Origin of the sequence: Proteus sp. G4380, from assembly GCF_963885725.1 — a bacterium.
Taxonomy (GTDB): Bacteria; Pseudomonadota; Gammaproteobacteria; order Enterobacterales; family Enterobacteriaceae; genus Proteus; species Proteus mirabilis.
This window is the reverse complement of record NZ_CAWPAV010000098.1, coordinates 1-21,152: the sequence shown is the minus strand read 5'-3', so window position 1 is coordinate 21,152 and position 21,152 is coordinate 1. Positions and strand designations below refer to the sequence as shown.

Sequence of the window (21,152 nt, the reverse complement as noted above, 5' to 3'; positions counted from 1 at the left end):
ATAGCCCTAAAACAAAAACGCAACCGAGCGGGAAAGAGTTTTTCGTTTTATTGCTAATCAACATAGTGACTCAGTTCGGCTTTGTTACAGATACGAAAAAATCGCCCCTGTCATTTTCAGGGACGATTTTCACATCAAACCAATTAATACAATAAATTATGCATCAAATGGATGACGGAGAATAATCGTTTCTGAACGATCTGGACCTGTAGAAACAATATCAACAGGCACACCAGTTAACTCTTCAACGCGTTTAATATAATTTAACGCAGCTTGTGGTAACTGTGCTTTATCTTTAACGCCGAAAGTGCTTTCGTTCCAGCCAGGCATAGATTCATAAATAGGCTCAATACCTTCCCAATCATCTGCTGCTAATGGTGTAGTTTCAATCACTTCGCCATTTGGTAAGCGATAACCTACACACACTTTAACTTCTTTCAGACCATCTAAGACATCAAGTTTGGTCATGCAGAAGCCTGACAATGAGTTGATTTGAACAGCACGGCGGATAGCAATAATATCTAACCAACCAGTACGGCGACTACGACCTGTTGTTGCACCGAACTCTTGGCCTTTTTCACGTAGGAAATCGCCCGTTTCGTCAAATAATTCTGTAGGGAATGGACCTGCACCAACACGGGTAGAATAGGCTTTAATGATACCTAATACATAACCAACATAACGAGGACCTAAGCCGGAACCTGTTGCAACACCACCTGCGGTCGTATTTGAAGAGGTGACATACGGATAAGTACCGTGATCGATATCTAATAGAGTACCTTGCGCCCCTTCAAACATCACTAACTCACCTTTTTGTGTTGCTTTGTAAAGTAAGTCAGAAACGTCAACAACCATCCCAGTTAAGATATCAGCGATCGCCATGATATCGTCTAAGGTTTTTTGGTAATCAACAGGCTCAACTTTGTAATAATTAACCAGTTGGAAATTATGGTATTCGATGATCTCTTTAAGCTTCTGAGCGAATGCTTTTTTATCAAATAGATCACCAACACGTAAACCACGGCGTGCGACTTTATCTTCATAAGCAGGACCAATACCACGACCCGTAGTACCAATCGCTTTCTCACCACGCGCCTTTTCACGGGCGTTATCTAATGCAATGTGATAAGGCAGAATTAATGGGCAAGCTTCTGACAGCAGTAGACGTGAACGAACAGGAATACCACGCTCTTCGAGCTGTGTCATTTCTTTCATCAGTGCTTCTGGCGATAATACGACACCATTTGCGATGATGCTGACAACATTTTCACGAAGAATGCCTGATGGGATTAAGTGGAGAACGGTTTTTTCACCGTCAATGACTAGGGTGTGACCTGCGTTATGTCCGCCTTGGTAACGAACAACATACTTAGCGCGTTCTGTCAGCAAGTCGACGATCTTGCCTTTGCCTTCGTCACCCCATTGGGTGCCTAATACGACAACGTTATTACTCATTTCAAAATACACTCGGTTGCTTAAAAAAGGATTCTACCATCTCAATTCAAGAGTTACAGTAGATTTTATCTAATTATGCCATCCCCGCTTTTAAGCAATAGATTATCTTGCCATTGTCAATATTTTTGCCCGAAAAAACCACATCACAAGATATTTGTGATTTTTATCAACAGTTTTGATCGCAAAAACAGGAAGCAGAGTGACATAAAAGTGAAAATGGCTAAGAAGACGCCTCGGGATTGCCGAAGGTTTATCTTGAAATGCAATTTTCACTTTATACTATCTCAGCTAAAGGCAATTTGGAAATGGTTGCGAGCGATTTTTCGTTTCATTCAATAATAAAAAACGATTTTCTTTATTTGTTTTAATTCTATCTGCTTGATTAAAAGCTAAAAAAATCCCCTAAGTTTTATCTTAGGGGATGATTATTTATTTTCTTGAACGATGACGATTACTCTTCAATCGCTCTCGCTTTAGTTGGTGCTTTCATATAGCGTAAGAAATCGCTATCTGGACTTAACACCATGACGTCATTACCGTCTTTATTAAAGCTATTCTCATAAGCACGTAAGCTACGGATAAACGCATAGAAGTCAGGATCTTGACTGAATGCATCAGCAAATAGTTTAGTTGCTTGCGCATCCCCTTCACCTCGAATACGTAACGATTCACGCTCCGATTCAGCTAAGGTTTCTGTCACTGTTTTATCTGCCGCAGCACGGATTTTCACCGCTTCTTCTTGACCTTGTGAACGGTGACGACGAGCAACCGCTTCACGCTCTGCACGCATACGTTGATAAATGGCTTCAGAAACTTCCATTGGTAAGTTGATTTGTTTGATACGAACATCAATCACTTCAATACCTAATGCCGCCATACTGTTCATATTGATAGCAGGGGCTTTACCTTTGGTCTCTTCTGCCACTTTCTTCGCAGCAATAGCAATAGCATCATCTGCATCACTTTTATCGCGAGAAGGTGTACCTTCATTCAACGCATTACGTACATCAATGGTTAAACGACCACGTGAATCAGTGATAATTTGGTTTACACTCATACGACCAATTTCAGAGCGTAAACGGTCACTAAATTTACGACGCAATAAGGTTTCTGCTTGCATCGTATTACCACCACCAGTAGCTAGGTAGTAAGTACTAAAATCACTGATACGCCATTTCAGATAAGAGTCAACTAACAAGTCTTTGTTCTCACCTGATAAGAAGCGATCTTGCTGGATATTCATCGTTTGGATACGCGCATCCAATTTTTTCACATTCTCAATAAATGGAATTTTAAAGTGAATACCCGGTTCATAAACGACCGGTTTATTTTCACCATCACGTACCACTTTCGAGAAACGTAAAATAATACCGCGTTCATATTGTTGCACGACAAATACTGAGGAGTACAACAACGCTAAAATAATAACTGCAACAACAGCGATAACTTTACGCATGATTATTGTCCTCCTTGATTAGAGCCATAAGGCTGACCATAACCACCACTATTATTGCTACCATATCCACCGTTACCATAAGTTGTTGCTGGTTTCTGAGTAGGTGTTGTGTTGGTACTTGGCGTAGGGGTTGAAATACGCGCAGGTGCCTCTGTGACACTATTAAATGACGTTGGCGCTTTTGGTTGCTGGCGTAACATTTGCTCTAAAGGCAGAACCAACATACTGTTACCTTTGTCATTGGCAATGACTTTACGTGTTTTCGACAACACTTTTTCCATTGTTTCAATATACAGACGCTCACGAGTAATTTCCGGTGCTGCGCGATATTCAGGTAAGATTTTGGCGAAACTCGCCACCTCACCTTCTGCTTTCATCACCACACTCGTTTTATAAGCGGTTGCTTCTTCAATCATACGTTGTGCGTTACCTTTCGCTAATGGTAACACTTCGTTTTTATAAGCCTCAGCCTGACGAATGGTTTTCTGCTCTTCTTCTCGTGCCGCAATTACGTCATCGAATGCCGCTTTTACCGCTTCTGGTGGGCGAGCAACTTGGAAGTTGACGTCCACAATGGAGATCCCCATTTTATAAGGGCGGATCGTCTCTTCTAATTCTTGACGGGTTTGATCACGAATTTCTGAACGGTTCGATGTCAGGATCTTTTCCATTTCTGAACGACCAATGACACCACGGACGGCACTGTCTGTCGCTTGTCCTAGGCTATTCATTGGCGTTGTGACATTAAAGAGAAATGCTTCTGGATCTGAGACAACATATTGAACGTTTATCTCAACTTGAACCATGTTTTCATCTGATGTCAACATCATGCCACCCGTAGTTAAATCACGGATGGTTTTTACGTTGACAGGCTGAACTTCATCAATGAAAGTCGGTTTCCAGTTTAAACCAGGCTCGACGATTTGGTAAAATTTACCGAAACGAGTCACAACACCTTGTTCGGCTTCTTTAATGGTATAAAAACCACTGGCAGCCCAAACGACAACCACAGCACCTAATGCAAGAGAAACTAATACGTTTCCAGCATTACCACGAGGTCCGCCATTTTGCCCAGAAGAGGAGTTTCCTCCTTTTTTACCACCGAAACCGCCAAGTTTTGCACTCAGTTTCCGGAACAAATCATCGAGATCTGATGCTTTACGATCCCGACCTCCTTGATTACCGTTAGAGTTCCCGTCGCCGTTATTATTACCGCCGTTTCGGTTCCCCCACGGGTCGCGGTCTTGTCCGTTGTTACCGGGCTGATTCCACGCCATGTTCTAGCTCCATTATTATGATTAGATTTATCAGGCTTAAGAGCCGATTTCATCGCCAGCTCTCAGTTAATGTTCTTTAGTATGGCCAATTATCAGACCACGTAATCCAATAAAGTAGGCTCCTGCTTGCAAAGTCGATGCCAGTCTACCATAGGCATTCGGGTGATTAGCCCAACTTTACCGTCTTTTTCAATCCATTCACGCTCAATAGCCTGTAATTGATAAAAACGGCTACGTAATCGCCCTGCTTCTTCTGGCGGTAAACGCAATTCAACGTGTGCGATCTCACCTGAAAGGCGCTCTGTCAACGCCTGATATAACAGAGGAATACCTTCACCTGTTTGTGCAGAAACCCAAACCCTAACAGGTAAATTATCTTCATTTCGATCAATTCTTGGGGTGAAGTCCTCAAGAAGATCAATTTTATTCATCACATACAGTGTCGGTATCTCGTGAGCATCAATCTCTTCTAATACATTTTCAACTGCATGAATGTTCTCTTCAAAACGGCTATCAGCGGCATCAATAACATGAAGAAGCAATGTCGCTTCACGTGTTTCTTGTAGCGTTGCCTTAAATGCCGCCACCAGATCATGAGGTAGATGTCGGATAAAACCAACCGTATCAGCTAACACCACGGTACCAACATCATCGACCTGAATTCGTCTTAAGGTAGGATCCAGTGTCGCAAACAACTGATCAGCAGCATACACATCAGCACAGGTTATACGATTGAATAAACTCGACTTACCCGCATTGGTGTAACCCACCAGAGATAACGTTGGAATATCAGCTTTACTTCGCGCTTGTCGTCCTTGTTCACGCTGACGTTCAACTTTGCCTAGACGCATTAGAATTTGACTAATTTTGCCTCTGAGCAAACGTCGGTCCGTTTCAAGCTGTGTTTCGCCAGGGCCACGTAATCCAATCCCCCCTTTTTGTCGTTCTAAGTGTGTCCACCCTCGAACTAAACGGGTTGATAAATGACGTAACTGAGCGAGTTCTACCTGTAGCTTTCCTTCGTGAGTTCTTGCTCGTTGAGCAAAAATATCGAGGATAACTCCCGTGCGATCAACCACACGACATTCACAAAGTCTTTCCAGATTTCGTTCTTGTGCCGGTGAGAGTGCGTGATTAAATAACACCACATCTGCACCACTCGCTTTTACTGCTTCTGCGATTTCTTCCGCTTTACCTTCTCCCACATAATATTTGGAGTGAGGCGCTCTACGGCTCCCTGTAATAATTTGAACTGGTTTTACACCGGCAGATGTCACCAAAGATTCAAACTCTTGCAAGTCATCAATATCCTTTTCTTGCGAAAAGAAAACGTGCACTAAAACGGCTAATTCGCCACCTTCATAACGATCAAACAAAGGCGAAACCTCATGGACTTTATAAAAACAGGAAAAACATAGGTAAAGTCTCCCTACCTATGTTTTTATTATATTAAGAATAATATTTGATAATTATTCTGCAACATCATCCTGCTGAGTCACGTTACCGCCACTGTAGTTTGTACCCGCTTGGTTGGTACCTGTATTGCTATGATGAGAAACAGGACGAGAAGGTACTACGGTAGAGATAGCATGTTTGTATACCATCTGACTAACAGTGTTTTTCAGCAGAATAACAAATTGGTCAAAAGATTCGATCTGACCCTGTAATTTAATGCCGTTTACCAAATAGATTGAAACAGGGACCCTTTCACGACGTAATGCGTTCAGAAAAGGATCTTGCAAAGATTGCCCCTTAGCCATTCTATGTTTTCCTTATTTTGTTGTTTTATACTAGAACCTAATGGTTCGAAAAAATGAACTACTCAAAAATTGCACTTTAGCAACTATCAATTTTACACAAACCTACCATCTATGCACTAACTACCTGCAAAACAGTGTTAAGAGACTGTTCAAAATCTTCACTATCTAACCAATGAACATCATGCCAACCTCTTAACCAAGTGATTTGTCGCTTCGCTAATTGCCGGGTAGCGCAGATCCCTCGATAAACCATCTCATCATAGTCGATTTCGCCGGATAAATATGACCACATCTGGCGATAGCCGACACAACGTATAGAAGGTAAATCTTCATGCAGATCGCCCCGTTGGTATAATGATTTTACTTCATCTTCAAAGCCACACGTTAACATCTGTTTAAAACGTGCTTCAATGCGTTGATGAAGTACATTTCTATCTTTCGGAGCAATCGCAAACTGATAAACATCATAAGGCAATGCTTCGCCTGATATTTGAGTTAATTCTGTCATCGATTTACCTGAAATCAGGTAAACTTCCAGTGCACGAGAAAGGCGTTGAGGATCATTAGGATGGATCCGTTTAGCCGCAACGGGATCGACGGATGCTAGCTCTTGATGAATTGCCTCCCACCCTTGTTCGGCTGCTTTTTTTTCGATTTCAGCACGAATTTCTGGATTAGCACTGGGTAAAGGCGATAAGCCTTCTAATAACGCTTTAAAATATAGCATAGTCCCGCCCACTAATAGTGGAATTCGTCCTGCAGCCGTAATTTCTTCCATTGCTTTTAACGCATCTTTACGAAAGTCTGCGGCAGAATAAGGTAATGCGGGATCTAGAATATCAATTAAACGATGTGGTGCAAGCGACTGCTCTGTCTCATCCGGTTTCGCAGTACCAATATCCATACCACGATAAATAAGAGCAGAATCAACACTAATAAGATCAACGGGCAGTTTTTGTCTTAGCGCAATGGCTAATGCGGTTTTACCAGAGGCTGTTGGCCCCATCAGAAAGATTGCTTTAGGTTTTATTTGCGTTTTTACTTCGCTCATTATTCAGTGCCGCTACCACAGGTTGTAATTCTATTAATTGTAATAAGTTTTTGGACGGCTGTCTGACATATTGTGGACATAATCGTTCAATATCAGCCAATAATCCTACTGCCTGAGCCTGTGACCAAACACCCGACTCATGACTTAACTGTTTTGCTAACCAATGCCCAATTTGTTGTTTAGAGCATAATTTTTCTGTTGCCAAATAAGCTAATAGCTTTGTCAGTAATACAGGTAAATTTTGCTGTCGCAACGGCAACGAGACCGCATGGATCGTCGCTTTACCATGAGAGATGTCAATAACAATCCCAAAATCACTGATTAACGCCTGAAACTGCTTAAATGTATTAATTTCATCTTTACTGAGTGTGACTTTTAAAGGCACTAGCAAAGGTTGGGGTTTCAAATTTTCATTTTCTGGCAATAACTGGGCACATTTTAACAGAAAATCAGCTTCTTCCAATGCTAACAGCCCTAGACCTTGCGAAGATTCAATTAACGCATATTTCTGCTGATAAATCGCCAATACCCGGCCAAAAGTATAATCTGTTTGCGCTGCGCTGGCATTAACAGAACGAGGCACCACTGAAATTACATTTGTTTCATTGTTATTAGTTGTATGACCAACATCAACCAAATTCAATGGGGGACGAGGGGGAAATAGGGGTATTTTTTCTTTATTTTCAACATCGCTCGCACTTTCTTGCATCATTTTTTGATAAAGCATGCCTTGCGTACGTTGATAACTCTCACCAAACTGACGTGTATCTAGCGTTTTTTGGGGACTCTTTTGCGTATCTGTTAACCCTTTTCCTGCACTTCCTTGGTAAGCTCCCGTGCTCTTTTTTTGCGTAGATGAGGTTACTGGTGCTTGATAAGGCTGCGAAAAAACATTTTCTCCCGCAACTTGGCGATTTTCAGGAAATGTTGTGGCAGTTAAAGCCCCATTATCCTCTTCATCTAAAGATAACGTATCTTCTGTAACCTGCCTTAACACACTCAAGACAGCTTGATAGATAAAATCGTGTACTAAGCGCGATTCGTGAAAACGCACTTCATGTTTGGCAGGATGCACATTGACATCCACTTGATGAGGGTCGACGGTTAAATAAAGCACATAAGAGGGTTGCTGTTCACCTTGCAAATAACCTTCATATGCTTGACGAATAGCATGGTTAATCAATCTATCGCGCATCATGCGCCCATTGACATAACAGTACTGTATTTCACTGCTTTGCACTGGAGCTAAAGGATGCTCTACCCAGCCTTTTATTGCCAGATCACCATGCTCCCACGTCAGTTGCATTGCTTGATCAACAAAATGATTACCACAGATAGCACTTAAACGACGATGATACTGATGAGTTTCTTTCACAGCGCGATATTGACGCACCCGCTTACCGTTGTGGGTTAAATTAATTGACACATCAAAGCGGGATAAGGCTATACGACGTACTACTTCATCTATATGACCAAACTCTGTTTTTTCGGTACGTAAAAATTTACGTCTTGCAGGAGTGTTATAAAAAAGATCGAGCACTTCAACTGTGCTCCCCACCGGATGTGCTGCTGGCTTGACTGCCACTGTCATATCACGCCCTTCGGCGTAGGCTTGCCAAGCCTCCTCCTGAGATGCGGTACGAGATGTTAAGGTTAAACGTGATACAGAGCTGATACTGGCTAACGCTTCACCACGAAACCCCATGCTCATAATGGCTTCAAGATCATCCAGTGTCGATATTTTGCTTGTTGCATGGCGAGCAAGTGCTAACTTCAAATCATCACGAGAAATGCCGCATCCATTATCGCGGATACGAATTAGCTTAGCGCCACCTTTATCGATATCGATATCAATTGTTGTCGCACCCGCATCTAAGCTGTTTTCAAGTAACTCTTTAACAACAGAAGCGGGTCTTTCAACGACTTCCCCTGCTGCAATCTGATTTGCTAACTGAGGAGGTAATAAATTAATCGCCATTACCTTATCCCACGTTTATCTTTATTTTGGCCCATTCTGTAAGGGATGAGCGAGAAAGTAATTTTTTAATCCGGCATAGATTGAAGCGGCTAATTTCTCTTGGTAAGCATCTGAAATCAGCAATTGTTCCTCAGCGGCATGACTAATAAAACCTGTTTCGACCAAAATAGACGGAATATCAGGTGAACGTAAAACCCCTAAGCTGGCGTGCTCTGGTGTTTTTTTATGTAATGATCCTACTTTTCTAAGTTCAGATAACACCGCTACCGCAACGTCATAGCCTACACGCTGTGAATTACCAAATTGTAAATCTAATACCGCTTGGCTTAAATAGGGATCAACCCCTTCTGCGAGTGCATCACCGGCGCCACCGAGAAGCTCTGATTGTTTTTCGCTTTGTTCAAGCCATTTACCTAATTCACTATTCGCGCGACGATTTGACAATACCCAAACAGATGCCCCGCGCGCACTGCGATTAGGTGCAGAATCGGCATGAATAGACACTAACATATTGGCACCTTGCTTACGGGCCACTTCAGAGCGTCCAGCAACAGAAATAAAATAGTCGCCATTGCGGGTTAAAACGGGTTTGAACATAGGATCATTACGCAAAATCGCTTCTAATTTTTTTGCCACTCTTAAGGTAACATCTTTTTCACGATTACCTTTTTGCCCAATAGCGCCGGGATCTTGACCCCCATGCCCTGCGTCAATCGCAATAATTATTTGCCGATCGCTCGACGCGGGCTTATTCGAGGTTGTGCGAGGCTTTACCGGTACTACAGGTGCAACGGGTTGCTTAGGCGTAGTCACCAAAGGCGCCATCTGTTGATTAGCCACCGTATTTGTGGCTTTGTTTGCTGATAACGCCACTACACTGACCGTCGTTGATGTATTGTTATTTTGTCGAGCATTAATAGGTTTGATAGTAAGTACTAACTTATATTCACCATTGCTATTTAATAAGCGCTCCGTCACCACCACTGGTTTGGCAAGCTCTACCACCATACTTTGATATTGGCTATCTTTTGATTGTGTCGTGCGAATTTTCTGTGCTAATTGCTGACGATTTAATGTCACAGGTAAACCCGTTATTTGGCTACCTTGCTTAAAATCCATCACTAACCTATCTGGATTTTTCAGTGAGTAATATCTATAGCTTGGTTTCCCACCACTAAACGAAAATGTAAGTGTTGTAGCCACATCCCCATTTTCGGCCTTCACTTCTGTTACCGTAGCGGCTTGTGCTATTTGCACCACAAAAAGTGACAGAACAACCAACAAAAAGGTGGCAATATAACGCTGACATTGGCTCACAATAGTGATGAGACTCGACATAATCAATATTCCTTTATGCAGACTGAATACGGGATAAAACAGCATTCCCTCTCTGTGAAAGGGCAATAAAATGGGCTTTACGACCTTCATTTTCATAGCTTAAATGAAGCTCTAAATCCGCATTAGGTATAAACCCTTCCCCTTGAGAAGGCCATTCAATGAGACACAGTGGATCTTGTGCAAAATAGTCACGTATCCCCATAAATTCTAACTCTTCCGCTGAAGCTAAGCGATAAAGATCGAAATGATAGACTGGGCGTGGTGTCAGCATATAAGGCTCTACCAAGGTATATGTTGGACTTTTAACATGACCTTGATGACCTAAAGCTTGTAAAAATCCGCGGCTAAAGGTGGTTTTCCCGGCCCCTAGATCACCAAATAAATAAATAATAAGCCCTTGGTTATTTGTCGCCATTGCGACTGAATGCCCTAGTTTTACTGTTGCAGCTTCATCTTCTAATGTAACAACCCATTCTTTCATATTCATACAATCTATTGTTAGGTAATAACGACTTAGTTAATAGCATGTTAGAGCACATGCAAACAGACCATTTTTATATTCACTTAAAGTAAATTATTATCAGAATCAATTTCAAATAACCATACCATAAATCTATTTCTTACGAGGATTTTTCCTATCGTTGCACTATGATACACTGCGCACTCTTAGGACTCACCTATTAGCTATTATTTCGGTTGCTCATGTCATCACTCGATCTTCATCACCTTGCTCAAAATATAAAACGTTGGGGAACTGAACTAGGATTCCAACAAACAGGAATTTGCGATACTGATTTATCGCTCGAAGAGCCTCGTTTACAAGCTTGGCTAGATAAACAGTATCATGGTGAAATGGCATGGATGGCTAAATATGGCATGACTCGAGCAAGACCCCATGAATTGGTGCCGGGTACATTGCGAGTGATCAGCGTCAGAATGAACTATTTGCCAACAGATGCCGCTTTTGCTCGTACCCTTAATAATCCAGAGCAAGGCTATATTAGCCGTTATGCATTGGGTAGAGATTATCACAAAGTATTAAGACAACGCCTTAAAAAATTAGGTGAAAAAATTACGCAATATTGCCAACAGTTTGAATATCAAGGTATTGTTAATTTTCGTCCTTTTGTTGATTCAGCGCCGATAATGGAACGACCATTGGCCGTGAAAGCTGGTCTTGGGTGGGTTGGTAAACACTCACTTGTTATCAATAATCAGGCCGGCTCTTGGTTTTTTCTCGGTGAATTATTAATTAATTTACCTTTGCCTATTGATTTTCCCGTTGAAGAGCAATGCGGTAAATGTGTAGCTTGCATGACCACTTGCCCAACAGGCGCCATCGTAGAGCCTTACACCATTGATGCTCGTCGCTGTATTTCTTACCTAACGATTGAACTTGAAGGCGCTATTCCTGAAGAATTTCGCCCTTTGATGGGCAATCGTATCTATGGTTGTGATGATTGCCAATTAATTTGCCCATGGAATCGTTTTTCTTCGCTCACAGAGGAAGATGATTTTTCTCCGCGCCGTGCCTTACATACACCAGAATTGCTGGATCTATTCCAATGGAGTGAAGAAAAATTTCTGCGTATTACAGAAGGTTCACCGATCCGACGAATTGGCTATTTACGTTGGCTAAGAAATATTAGTGTTGCGTTAGGCAATTCCCCTTATCAGGACAAAATTGTACTGGCCTTGCAAGAGCGCTTTGGTTTAGGGGAGGTTTTAGATGAACATTTGCACTGGGCTATCGCCCAACAGAAAGCCAAAAGAGAAGAAAAAACACTAAAAATACAGACTTCACAACAAAAACGTCTAGTAAGGGCAATAACTAAGGGCCTACCTCGTGATGCTTAGTTTTTAACATGATACGCATACTCATAAGATGAGATAATTTCACCTGTGAATAAAATAAAAACTCTTTGTCTATCAATATGAAGAAAAAATTCAAGCGAAGTGTGGCACAAATTAAAAAAAATAAAAATAAACTTACTTATCAATTGGATAGATAAAAGCAATATTTAACTCACTAGCATAATATGCTAATGACTCAATGATAGCAGCCTGTGGATAACTCTGTGCAGTAAAAAAATAAATTAGTGCTAGATGCAAGGATTATGAGCATCTTATTGTGGATAATTTATTTCGATAAGAATATTAAGATAAGTGGAACTCGGGCTCTTTTTTCCAAAGAAAAGTCATAAAAATACTTTTCTTCATAAAAAATACTCTTCAAAGTATATTTAACAGAATAAAAACCTAAACAACAAAAATTGATCTGAGGTTTAGCTCCCCCCTAAACGAGGAAAGGCGCACATTCTAGTGCTGGCTAAATAGAAATGCAAGCAAAGATCAAAGATAGATCACAAAAAAATAGCTTGATCTTTCTTGCTGTTATCGATTTCCCTTTTTCTGCACTGCAATGGGTCACTCGCTTTAAGTGTATTAGCTACAATCGCTGATCTGCACCTACCACAGTGTAGACTCATTTTTAAAAAGTGAGAGAGAAAATAAAGATTTTTTGGTTATATTTTATACAAGCATTGCTATTTCCTGTCCATAGTTATGTCCTTGTGACTTTTAGAATGCAATAGCTTTATTTGGGTGTTATTAAACAAAATAACGCTTTGTATTGTTGCTTATGCGTGACTGCTCCCCGCCCTGTTGAAGTGACCTCATAGAGTTGGACTGTTCATTAAGCGGTTTTCGCTAAAGGTTTTCTATATTGCATTTTAGCTTTTATCTCTTCACACTCAGATTAGACTTTTTTTAGACTTAATTTAGTCTTATTGATTAAGGTAGATATGCGTTACTCAGAACAAATCAAACCAATTAGTTATTTAAAAGCTAATGTCGCCGAAGTGATGACTAAACTCACTGAATCTGGTGCACCGATGATTATTACTCAAAATGGCGAAGCAAAAGCGGTTATTCAGGATATTACCTTTTATGAAGAGACACAGGAAACATTAGCCTTACTTAAAATATTGGCGTTAGGTCAGCAACAAGTTGAAGCAGGTGAAGTAAAAGATATAAAAAGCGTTGTTCAGCGTTTAAAAAGTAAAAGGAAATAATCGTAATGGCGTCCTATAAAGTGGTAATGACGAAAGATGCCGAAACAGACTTAGAGGACATCAATAACTATATTGCCGACCACGACAGCATAGATAATGCAGATTATGTATTAGATGAGCTGCTTAAGGTCACTAATACACAGGCTAACTTTCCTATGAAAGGCAGTATTCCAAAGGAATTACAAAGTTTAGGTATTCGTGAATATCAGCAAATCTTTTTTAAACCTTATCGTGTCATCTATCACACAATAGCAAAACAAGTGGTTATCTTTATTATTGCGGATGGCAGACGAGACATGCAAGCCCTGCTTACTCGGCGACTTTTAGGGTAAAAATATCTTACTGTATATTCTTATCATAGAGAGACAGGCCGACTTCTAAAAACAGCTTAGCTAATGCTATTACGACAAACGCTTTGATTTATAAGAATTTACTGAGTTTATTGAAGTCTTTGGAAGAAGATTTGGAGCGGGAAACGAGACTCGAACTCGCGACCCCAACCTTGGCAAGGTTGTGCTCTACCAACTGAGCTATTCCCGCATTTGGTAAGTTTTGTGCTGATAATTATCGAAGAAAGATTTGGAGCGGGAAACGAGACTCGAACTCGCGACCCCAACCTTGGCAAGGTTGTGCTCTACCAACTGAGCTATTCCCGCGTCGCTAATACTGATAACTATCGAAGAAAGATTGGAGCGGGAAACGAGACTCGAACTCGCGACCCCAACCTTGGCAAGGTTGTGCTCTACCAACTGAGCTATTCCCGCGTCTTTCTTACACCCGTACAAACGAAATTCTTCATCGGTACGGGAAGCGCATTATACGAGAAAAATGCTTAACCGCAAGCCCTTATCAGTAAAAAAATGCGTTTTTTTGATTGCATGACGATAAAATCATCACAATGATGCAATATCAGCCATCAATCCGCTAATTTCTACTCTTTAATAAAGGTTTGGCGATAATAGGCTAATTCAGCAATAGATTCTCGAATATCATCCAACGCTTGATGAGTATTTTTTTTCTTAAATCCTTCAAGGATTTCAGGTTTCCAGCGACGAGCTAACTCTTTTAGTGTACTGACATCGAGATAACGATAATGAAAATATTTTTCTAATTCAGGCATATAGCGAAATAGAAAACGTCTATCTTGCCCCACACTATTACCACAGATCGGTGATGCACCCTGTGGCACCCATTTTTCAAGGAATTCGATAGTGGCTTGTTGTGCAGCCACATCGTCATACTGACTTTCTTTAACCCGCTGAACTAAACCACTTGCCGTATGTGTTGTAGTATTCCATTCATCCATCGAGGCGAGTAATTTATCCGATTGATGTACGGCAATAACGGGACCTTCAGCTAAAATATTAAGTTGGGGATCGGTGACGATAGTGGCAATTTCAATAATACGATCGCGTTCAGGATCAAGGCCAGTCATTTCCAGATCTATCCAGATAAGATTGTTCTCGCTTTTTGACATAATATATCCTAGCTGTTTCTTAGAGTGAGACATGATATTTTAACCTTTATCATAGCGCGTTTACTCAATAAGCACGACAAAAGAACATCTAACCGAATAACACAAGTGAGGATCGGTGACAAAACGTAAATTATCTAAAGGCCAGCAACGCCGAGTACAAGAAAATCATAAAAAGCGTTTGCAAAGCAAAGAGAAAAAAAATCACGTTGAATTAGACGATACACAATTAGGCGAAGCGACCGAAGGCCTCGTTATCAGTCGCTTTGGGCAACATGCAGATATTGAAGCTGCAGATGGCTCTATTACCCGTTGTAATATTCGCCGTACTATTTCATCCCTAGTCACAGGCGATAGAGTGGTGTGGCGCCCTGCATTACAAACCCAAGAAAATGTGCGCGTCAATGGCATTGTAGAAGCTGTTCATGAGCGTACTTCTGTACTCACTCGCCCAGATTATTATGATGGTATTAAACCTATTGCCGCTAATATCGATCAAATTATTATTGTTTCAGCCATTTTACCTGAGCTTTCACTTAATATTATCGACCGCTACTTAGTGGCTTGTGAAACCTTAAATATCGAACCCCTTATTGTATTGAATAAAGTCGATATGTTAGATGCAGAAAGCCGAGCGATGGTAAGTGAGTGGATGCAAATTTATAAAGATATTGGTTATCGAGTGCTTGAAGTCTCAAGCTATACCAAAGAGGGATTAGAAGCATTAACTCAAGCATTAATTGGCCGCATCTCTATTTTTGCTGGCCAGTCAGGTGTGGGTAAATCGAGCCTTCTCAATACTCTCTTACCACCAATGGAAGAAAGTATTCTGGTCAATCAAGTCTCTGACAACTCAGGGCTTGGACAACATACCACCACCGCATCGCGCCTTTACCATTTCCCTCTAGGAGGCGATGTTATTGATTCACCGGGGGTACGTGAATTTGGTTTGTGGCATTTAACACCTGAGCAAGTGACCAAAGGTTTTATTGAGTTTCGACCTTTCTTAGGAGGCTGTAAATTCCGTGATTGTAAGCATAATGACGATCCGGGTTGCTTGATCACCGAAGCCGTAGATAAAGGTGAAATCGCACCAACCCGATTTGAAAACTATCATCGTATTTTAGAAAGTATGAGTCAGGTGAAAGTGCGTAAAAATATTAATTTAGACTCTTAAGCATAGATTCACTGACAACCCTATTAAGGGTGGGTACAATAGACCCCTTTTGTCGATTTTTTATCGTTCGATCCCAGAGGTTGCCATTTTGGACAAGCTAAAAATTAAACTACAGTATCTATTGCCTAAATTATGGCTAACACAGCTAGCTGGTTGGTTTGCCAATAAAAAAGCGGGTAGCGTTACTCAATTTGCTATCAAAATGTTTGCTCGCGCATATAAAGTTGATATGAATGAAGCGAAAGAGAGCCAATTTCAGGCTTATGCAACATTTAATGAGTTTTTTATTCGTGCATTAAAAGATGGCGCTCGCCCTATTGTTGAAGGAGATAACCAACTGGCTCTCCCCGCAGATGGCGCTGTCAGTCAGCTTGGTCAGATCCAAGACGATCAAATTTTACAAGCCAAAGGGCACTCTTACACCCTTGAAGCGTTGCTAGCAGGTAATTTTACCTTGGCCGACCAGTTCCGCCATGGGCAATTTATTACAACCTATCTTTCACCACGGGATTACCACCGTGTTCATATGCCTTGCGATGGGTTATTAAAAGAGATGATTTATGTCCCCGGCGATCTCTTTTCTGTTAATCCTTTAACTGCGGCAAATGTTCCTAACTTATTTGCTCGTAATGAACGTATTATTTGCCTTTTTGACACCCAATTTGGTCCCATGATACAAATTCTTGTTGGAGCGACCATTGTAGGGAGTATTGAAACGGTCTGGTGTGGCATGGTAACACCACCACGTGAAGGTATTATTAAACGTTGGACTTATCCTCAAGCGGATAAAGTTGGCGCTATATTTCTGAAAAAAGGTGAAGAGATGGGACGCTTTAAATTAGGCTCGACCGTTATTAACCTCTTCCCTGAAAATAGTGTTCAATTAAATAAAGATCTGATGAACGGCTCTGTAACATTAATGGGAGAACTACTAGGCTCTATCATTAATGCCACAGGCACTGATCATAAGGCCTGCGATAATAATACCATTAATGAATAATTCGTAATTCGGAGTAAACCTTGTGCGCCTGATAATCAGTCTACTTTTTAGCTTTTTTCTGACTATCTCATTCAATACTTCGGTGTTTGCTGCGGATGTTGATAAATTACGTCAAGATATCAAACAACTTGAAGGCAGTACTAATCCTCAAGATATTGAAACTGTTCAGGCGCTACAAGGCACCATCAATTGGATAAATGATGGTGAAAAAGCTCAAGTTAATGCGGATAATTATCAAAAGACTATTGATGAATATCCGCAGATCACTCAAGAGTTAAGGGCTAAATTACTCGAAGAGAGTCACTCAGTTCCAACAATTCCAGAAAAAATTACTATTCCTGAGCTTGAGCAAAAAATCATTCAAGTGAGTAGCCAACTGATGGAACAAGCTCGGCTACAACAACAAGAGCAAGATAAAAGCCGTGAAATCAGCGAATCACTCAATTTACTCCCTCAGCAACTTTCAGAAGCTCGTCGTTTACTAAGTGATGCAACGGCGCGTTTAGCGGCAATAGGGGCATCAAACACCCCACTAGCAGAAGCACAAAATAAATTAACCCAAGCTGAAGTCACAGCACGAAAAGCGATGGTTAATGAGCTGGAAATGGCGCAACTTTCTGCTAATAATCGTCAAGAAATTACTCGACTGCGCTTAGAGCTATTTAAAAAACGTTATCAACGACTTGATGTACAACTGCAACAATTGCGTAGTTTACTAAATATCAAGCGCCAAGAAGTGGCAGATCTCGCTTTAGAAAAGACAGAAATGCTCGCCGAGCAAGGGGGCGAACTCCCCGAGTTTCTGACTAAGCAAATCGAGACAAACCGTCAACTTTCTCAGATCCTCAATAAACAGACGCAAGAAATGAGTGAGTTAACCGAAAAACAGCGTCTAACAACACAACAAACCCAACAAGTAAGACAGACACTCACAACCATTCGAGAGCAAGCCCAATGGTTAAGTGGCTCTACGGCATTAGGTGAAGCATTAAGAACACAATTGGCTCGCTTACCTGAAATGCCCCGCTCTCAAGAGCTGGATAGGGATATCGTTCAGTTACGTGTTGAACGATTAGGCTATGAAGAGATGCTAGAAAACCTAGGCAAAATCCAACCTCCTGAAACTGCCGATGGCTCAAAGCTACCAGAAGCTCAGCAATATATTTTTGACTCCCTCATTCAAGCGCGCCAAGAGTTACTCAATTCTCTTTTATCCGGTTATGACTCCCAAATCCTAGAGTTAACCAAACTCAAAGTAGCCACAACACAACTTGCGGATGCCTTAAAAGAGACAAAAGATGCCACAAACCGCTATATGTTCTGGGTGGCCGATATCAGCCCAATAAAACTCAATTATCCGGTTTTATTAATTAAAGATATTACTCGCCTACTCTCATTAGATACTTTCTCACAATTAGGGCATGCTGCGGTTAACATGCTCAAAAACCAAGATACCTTTATCTATCTACTGGTCACCCTATCTATTGTCGGTTTTAGTCTTCGTACCCGTAAGCATTACAATGCGTTTCTTGAAAGAGTCAGTAATCGCATTGGTAAAGTCACTCAAGATCATTTCTCATTAACGGTGCGTACCGTATTTTGGTCAATATTAATCGCCTTACCACTACCGCTATTATGGTCTGCCGTAGGATATGGTTTACAAAGTGTCGAATGGCGTTATCCCATGGCGGGAGCGATTGGTTATGGTGTAACTGCCGCAGCCCCTGTGCTATGGCTATTTATGATAAGTGCTACCTTTGCTCGCCCTAATGGGTTATTTATCGCGCAATTTAAATGGAAAGAGAGTCGTGTGAAAAAAGCGATGCGCTTTTATCAACTGTCGATTTTCGTCATTGTGCCGTTAATGATGTCGCTTATCACCTTTGAATACTATAGTGACAGAGAATTTGCGCCAACGGTTGGGCGTTTTTGCTTTTTATTATTGTGCATTGCTTTAAGTTTTATTACCTCAAGCCTAAAAAAGGCACATGTGCCGCTTTACTTAGATAAACATGGCTCTGGTGATAATGTGATAAATACCATTTTATGGTGGTTCTTACTTGTTGCCCCTGTTCTTGCAGCCCTCGCGGCTATCTTAGGCTATCTCTCAACCTCCATCGTATTACTGGGTCGCTTAGAGATGTCTGTGGCGATTTGGTTTGCCTTGCTGATTATTTATCATATTATTCAACGATGGATGCTGATCCAACGTCGTAAGCTTGCCTTTGAACGAGCCAAACAAAAACGGGCAGAAATTTTAGCTCAACGAGCCAAAGGGGAAGATGAGAATACCATTGTTGGCAGCAGTGGTGAGAGTACCGCTAACTTAGAGTTGGAAGATCAAGCCATTGACCTTGATGCGATTAGTGCACAATCTATTGGTCTAGTTCGTTCTATTCTGACCATGATTGCACTTGTGTCCATGATTTTACTCTGGTCAGAGCTCAATACAGCCTTCTCTTTTGTCGATAATATCCGACTATGGGATGTGACTTCCTCCGTTAATGGCGTCAATACTATCCAGCCCATTACCATGGGGTCTATCTTAGTCGCTATATTAGTGATTATTATCACGGCACAATTGGTAAGAAACCTGCCAGCACTGCTTGAACTGGCAATTTTACAACACTTAGATCTAACACCTGGTACAGGTTATGCCATTACCACTTTAACGAAATACAGCATCACCCTAATAGGCAGTATTGTTGGTTTCTCATTATTAGGTATTGAGTGGTCAAAACTACAATGGTTAATTGCCGCTATGGGGGTAGGTCTTGGTTTTGGCTTACAAGAAATTTTTGCCAACATTATCTCAGGGTTAATGATCTTGTTTGAAAAGCCAATCCGTATTGGTGATACCGTTACTATCCGTAACTTGACTGGGAATATTTCTAAAATCAATACGCGAGCCACCACGCTCACCGATTGGGATAGAAAAGAGATCATTGTGCCTAATAAAGCATTTATTACAGAGCAATTTATTAACTGGTCATTATCAGACTCTATTACACGTATCGTAATGACCATCCCTGCGCCAGCTGATTGCAATAGTGAACAAGTGACTAATGTATTATTAGAAGCCTCTAAACGCTCTACCATGATTTTAGACAACCCCGCTCCTGAGGTTTACTTGGTTGACCTACAACAAGGGATCCAAATCTTCGAGTTACGTGTTTATGCCGCAGAAATGGGACATAGAATGCCAGCCAGACATGAGATCCATCAAAATATTCTGCTAGCCTTTGCAGAGCATGGCATTCCATTACCATTCCCGCCGTTCCAAGCACGGGTAGATATGGTGGGTAATACCATTAGTACTTCAATGCGTGCAACACCAAGAGAAGTAGGCGGATTGTAGTCAATTACATCTATTACTTTGAATAAAAATGCCATTAATTTAAATGAAAAAACCAAAATAGTGGCATTTTTGCTTCTTGTTACCACTCTTCTTACCACTGTTATGCGCCTAGCATTCAATACAAACAGCCAGTTATAAACAGCTATTCTGTTGGTATGACGCATGTCACACCACAATAGGTATGCACACTCCGTTTACCTATCACTATTAATAACTTTTTTTTTCACTTTTTTGTTTAATAAAATTGATGATTAATAACACAATGAAACTATTTTATCGATATATAATTATACAATATTGGAATATGAACATCATAAAATGTTACTTAGTTTTCTATTTACTTATAGAGATCTCTTTTATTACCAAAGATCCTTCTTACTAAGTAAAGAATTAAGAAATAATAGCGACCATCTTAGTTGCTTACTGTTTTCTCTTATTTTAATGTTTATCAATTTTTGCAATATAAAAAGCCATCTTTGTTCTGTATTCTTCAAAAATTTGTGCAAACACGCCTATCTTTTTTTATTGCTAAAGATCACAAAAATACGTTTTTATACTTAAATTTACTCAATAAATGAGTATTAAAATACTATTTTCGATATTTTATTTTACTTATTTTTATCATATTTAATTTTTGTTTAACTTAAGTCAAATAATTTTAGTTTATTTTTTAACCTATCATTATCCTCTCCTTTTCCTTGCTGCATCAGCGTGACGTAGCAAAAATCATTCAAATTGCTATATGAAACACCAA

General features: G+C 40.7%; 16 protein-coding genes and 3 tRNA genes. 6 read left to right on the top strand and 13 right to left on the bottom strand.

From position 1 onward, the window contains the following. Positions 1-156: 156 nt before the first annotated feature. The 9 genes from AACU98_RS08690 to tsaE form a co-directional block, all read right to left on the bottom strand. Positions 157-1,455 (bottom strand): adenylosuccinate synthase, encoded by a 1,299-nt coding sequence (locus AACU98_RS08690; RefSeq protein WP_004249629.1) that lies wholly within the window; start codon positions 1,453-1,455, stop codon positions 157-159. A 451-nt stretch (positions 1,456-1,906) separates the two neighbouring features. Then, entirely contained in the window at positions 1,907-2,911 is a 1,005-nt protein-coding gene (gene hflC, locus AACU98_RS08685; protein WP_004246288.1) for a protease modulator HflC, read from the bottom strand. 2 nt (positions 2,912-2,913) lie between these two features. After that, positions 2,914-4,188, bottom strand: a complete 1,275-nt coding sequence (gene hflK, locus AACU98_RS08680; protein WP_004246289.1) for an FtsH protease activity modulator HflK — start codon at positions 4,186-4,188, stop codon at positions 2,914-2,916. Positions 4,189-4,280: 92 nt separating this feature from the next. Further along, positions 4,281-5,564 carry a ribosome rescue GTPase HflX gene (gene hflX, locus AACU98_RS08675; protein WP_004246290.1) on the bottom strand — a complete coding sequence of 428 codons (1,284 nt, stop codon included), beginning with the start codon at positions 5,562-5,564 and terminating at the stop codon, positions 4,281-4,283. Between the two features lie 93 nt (positions 5,565-5,657). Then, positions 5,658-5,948 (bottom strand): RNA chaperone Hfq, encoded by a 291-nt coding sequence (gene hfq, locus AACU98_RS08670; protein ID WP_161735833.1) that lies wholly within the window; start codon positions 5,946-5,948, stop codon positions 5,658-5,660. Positions 5,949-6,057: 109 nt separating this feature from the next. Then, positions 6,058-6,999 carry a tRNA (adenosine(37)-N6)-dimethylallyltransferase MiaA gene (gene miaA / locus AACU98_RS08665; RefSeq protein WP_004246293.1) on the bottom strand — a complete coding sequence of 314 codons (942 nt, stop codon included), beginning with the start codon at positions 6,997-6,999 and terminating at the stop codon, positions 6,058-6,060. Then, complete coding sequence (gene mutL / locus AACU98_RS08660; RefSeq protein ID WP_074561891.1) at positions 6,968-8,977, bottom strand: DNA mismatch repair endonuclease MutL; 2,010 nt, start codon at positions 8,975-8,977, stop codon at positions 6,968-6,970. Before mutL ends, miaA begins: the two co-directional genes overlap by 32 nt. 21 nt (positions 8,978-8,998) lie before the next feature. Further along, positions 8,999-10,315 carry an N-acetylmuramoyl-L-alanine amidase gene (locus AACU98_RS08655; RefSeq protein WP_135091591.1) on the bottom strand — a complete coding sequence of 439 codons (1,317 nt, stop codon included), beginning with the start codon at positions 10,313-10,315 and terminating at the stop codon, positions 8,999-9,001. 13 nt (positions 10,316-10,328) lie between these two features. Further along, positions 10,329-10,796 (bottom strand): tRNA (adenosine(37)-N6)-threonylcarbamoyltransferase complex ATPase subunit type 1 TsaE, encoded by a 468-nt coding sequence (gene tsaE, locus AACU98_RS08650; protein WP_004249636.1) that lies wholly within the window; start codon positions 10,794-10,796, stop codon positions 10,329-10,331. A 221-nt stretch (positions 10,797-11,017) separates the two neighbouring features. Between tsaE and queG the strand changes: the two genes are divergently transcribed. The 3 genes from queG to AACU98_RS08635 all read left to right on the top strand — a co-directional run bounded on the left by queG (position 11,018) and on the right by AACU98_RS08635 (position 13,721). Continuing rightward, positions 11,018-12,172 (top strand): tRNA epoxyqueuosine(34) reductase QueG, encoded by a 1,155-nt coding sequence (queG, locus tag AACU98_RS08645; protein WP_017827587.1) that lies wholly within the window; start codon positions 11,018-11,020, stop codon positions 12,170-12,172. A gap of 947 nt (positions 12,173-13,119) precedes the next feature. Continuing rightward, complete coding sequence (locus AACU98_RS08640) at positions 13,120-13,389, top strand: type II toxin-antitoxin system Phd/YefM family antitoxin (protein WP_012368713.1); 270 nt, start codon at positions 13,120-13,122, stop codon at positions 13,387-13,389. Positions 13,390-13,394: 5 nt separating this feature from the next. After that, positions 13,395-13,721 carry a type II toxin-antitoxin system RelE/ParE family toxin gene (locus tag AACU98_RS08635; RefSeq protein ID WP_004246306.1) on the top strand — a complete coding sequence of 109 codons (327 nt, stop codon included), beginning with the start codon at positions 13,395-13,397 and terminating at the stop codon, positions 13,719-13,721. A gap of 132 nt (positions 13,722-13,853) precedes the next feature. Here the strand turns inward: AACU98_RS08635 and AACU98_RS08630 are convergent. From AACU98_RS08630 to orn, 4 genes are all read right to left on the bottom strand, one after another. Then, positions 13,854-13,929, bottom strand: a tRNA-Gly gene (locus AACU98_RS08630). A 40-nt stretch (positions 13,930-13,969) separates the two neighbouring features. Beyond that, positions 13,970-14,045: transfer RNA gene (locus AACU98_RS08625), tRNA-Gly, on the bottom strand. Positions 14,046-14,077: 32 nt separating this feature from the next. Beyond that, a tRNA-Gly gene (locus AACU98_RS08620) sits at positions 14,078-14,153 on the bottom strand. 167 nt (positions 14,154-14,320) lie between these two features. Beyond that, positions 14,321-14,866, bottom strand: coding sequence for an oligoribonuclease (gene orn, locus AACU98_RS08615; RefSeq protein ID WP_004249641.1), 546 nt, complete (start codon positions 14,864-14,866; stop codon positions 14,321-14,323). 115 nt (positions 14,867-14,981) lie between these two features. Here orn and rsgA point away from each other — a divergent pair, with 115 nt between their 5' ends. The 3 genes from rsgA to mscM all read left to right on the top strand — a co-directional run bounded on the left by rsgA (position 14,982) and on the right by mscM (position 20,398). Beyond that, positions 14,982-16,040 carry a small ribosomal subunit biogenesis GTPase RsgA gene (gene rsgA / locus AACU98_RS08610; protein ID WP_004246308.1) on the top strand — a complete coding sequence of 353 codons (1,059 nt, stop codon included), beginning with the start codon at positions 14,982-14,984 and terminating at the stop codon, positions 16,038-16,040. A gap of 88 nt (positions 16,041-16,128) precedes the next feature. After that, the gene (gene asd / locus AACU98_RS08605) at positions 16,129-17,040 is read left to right on the top strand and encodes an archaetidylserine decarboxylase (RefSeq protein ID WP_004246309.1); all 912 of its coding nucleotides are present in this window, start codon (positions 16,129-16,131) and stop codon (positions 17,038-17,040) included. Positions 17,041-17,062: 22 nt separating this feature from the next. Then, complete coding sequence (gene mscM / locus AACU98_RS08600; RefSeq protein WP_004249643.1) at positions 17,063-20,398, top strand: miniconductance mechanosensitive channel MscM; 3,336 nt, start codon at positions 17,063-17,065, stop codon at positions 20,396-20,398. The last annotated feature ends 754 nt before the right edge of the window (positions 20,399-21,152 follow it).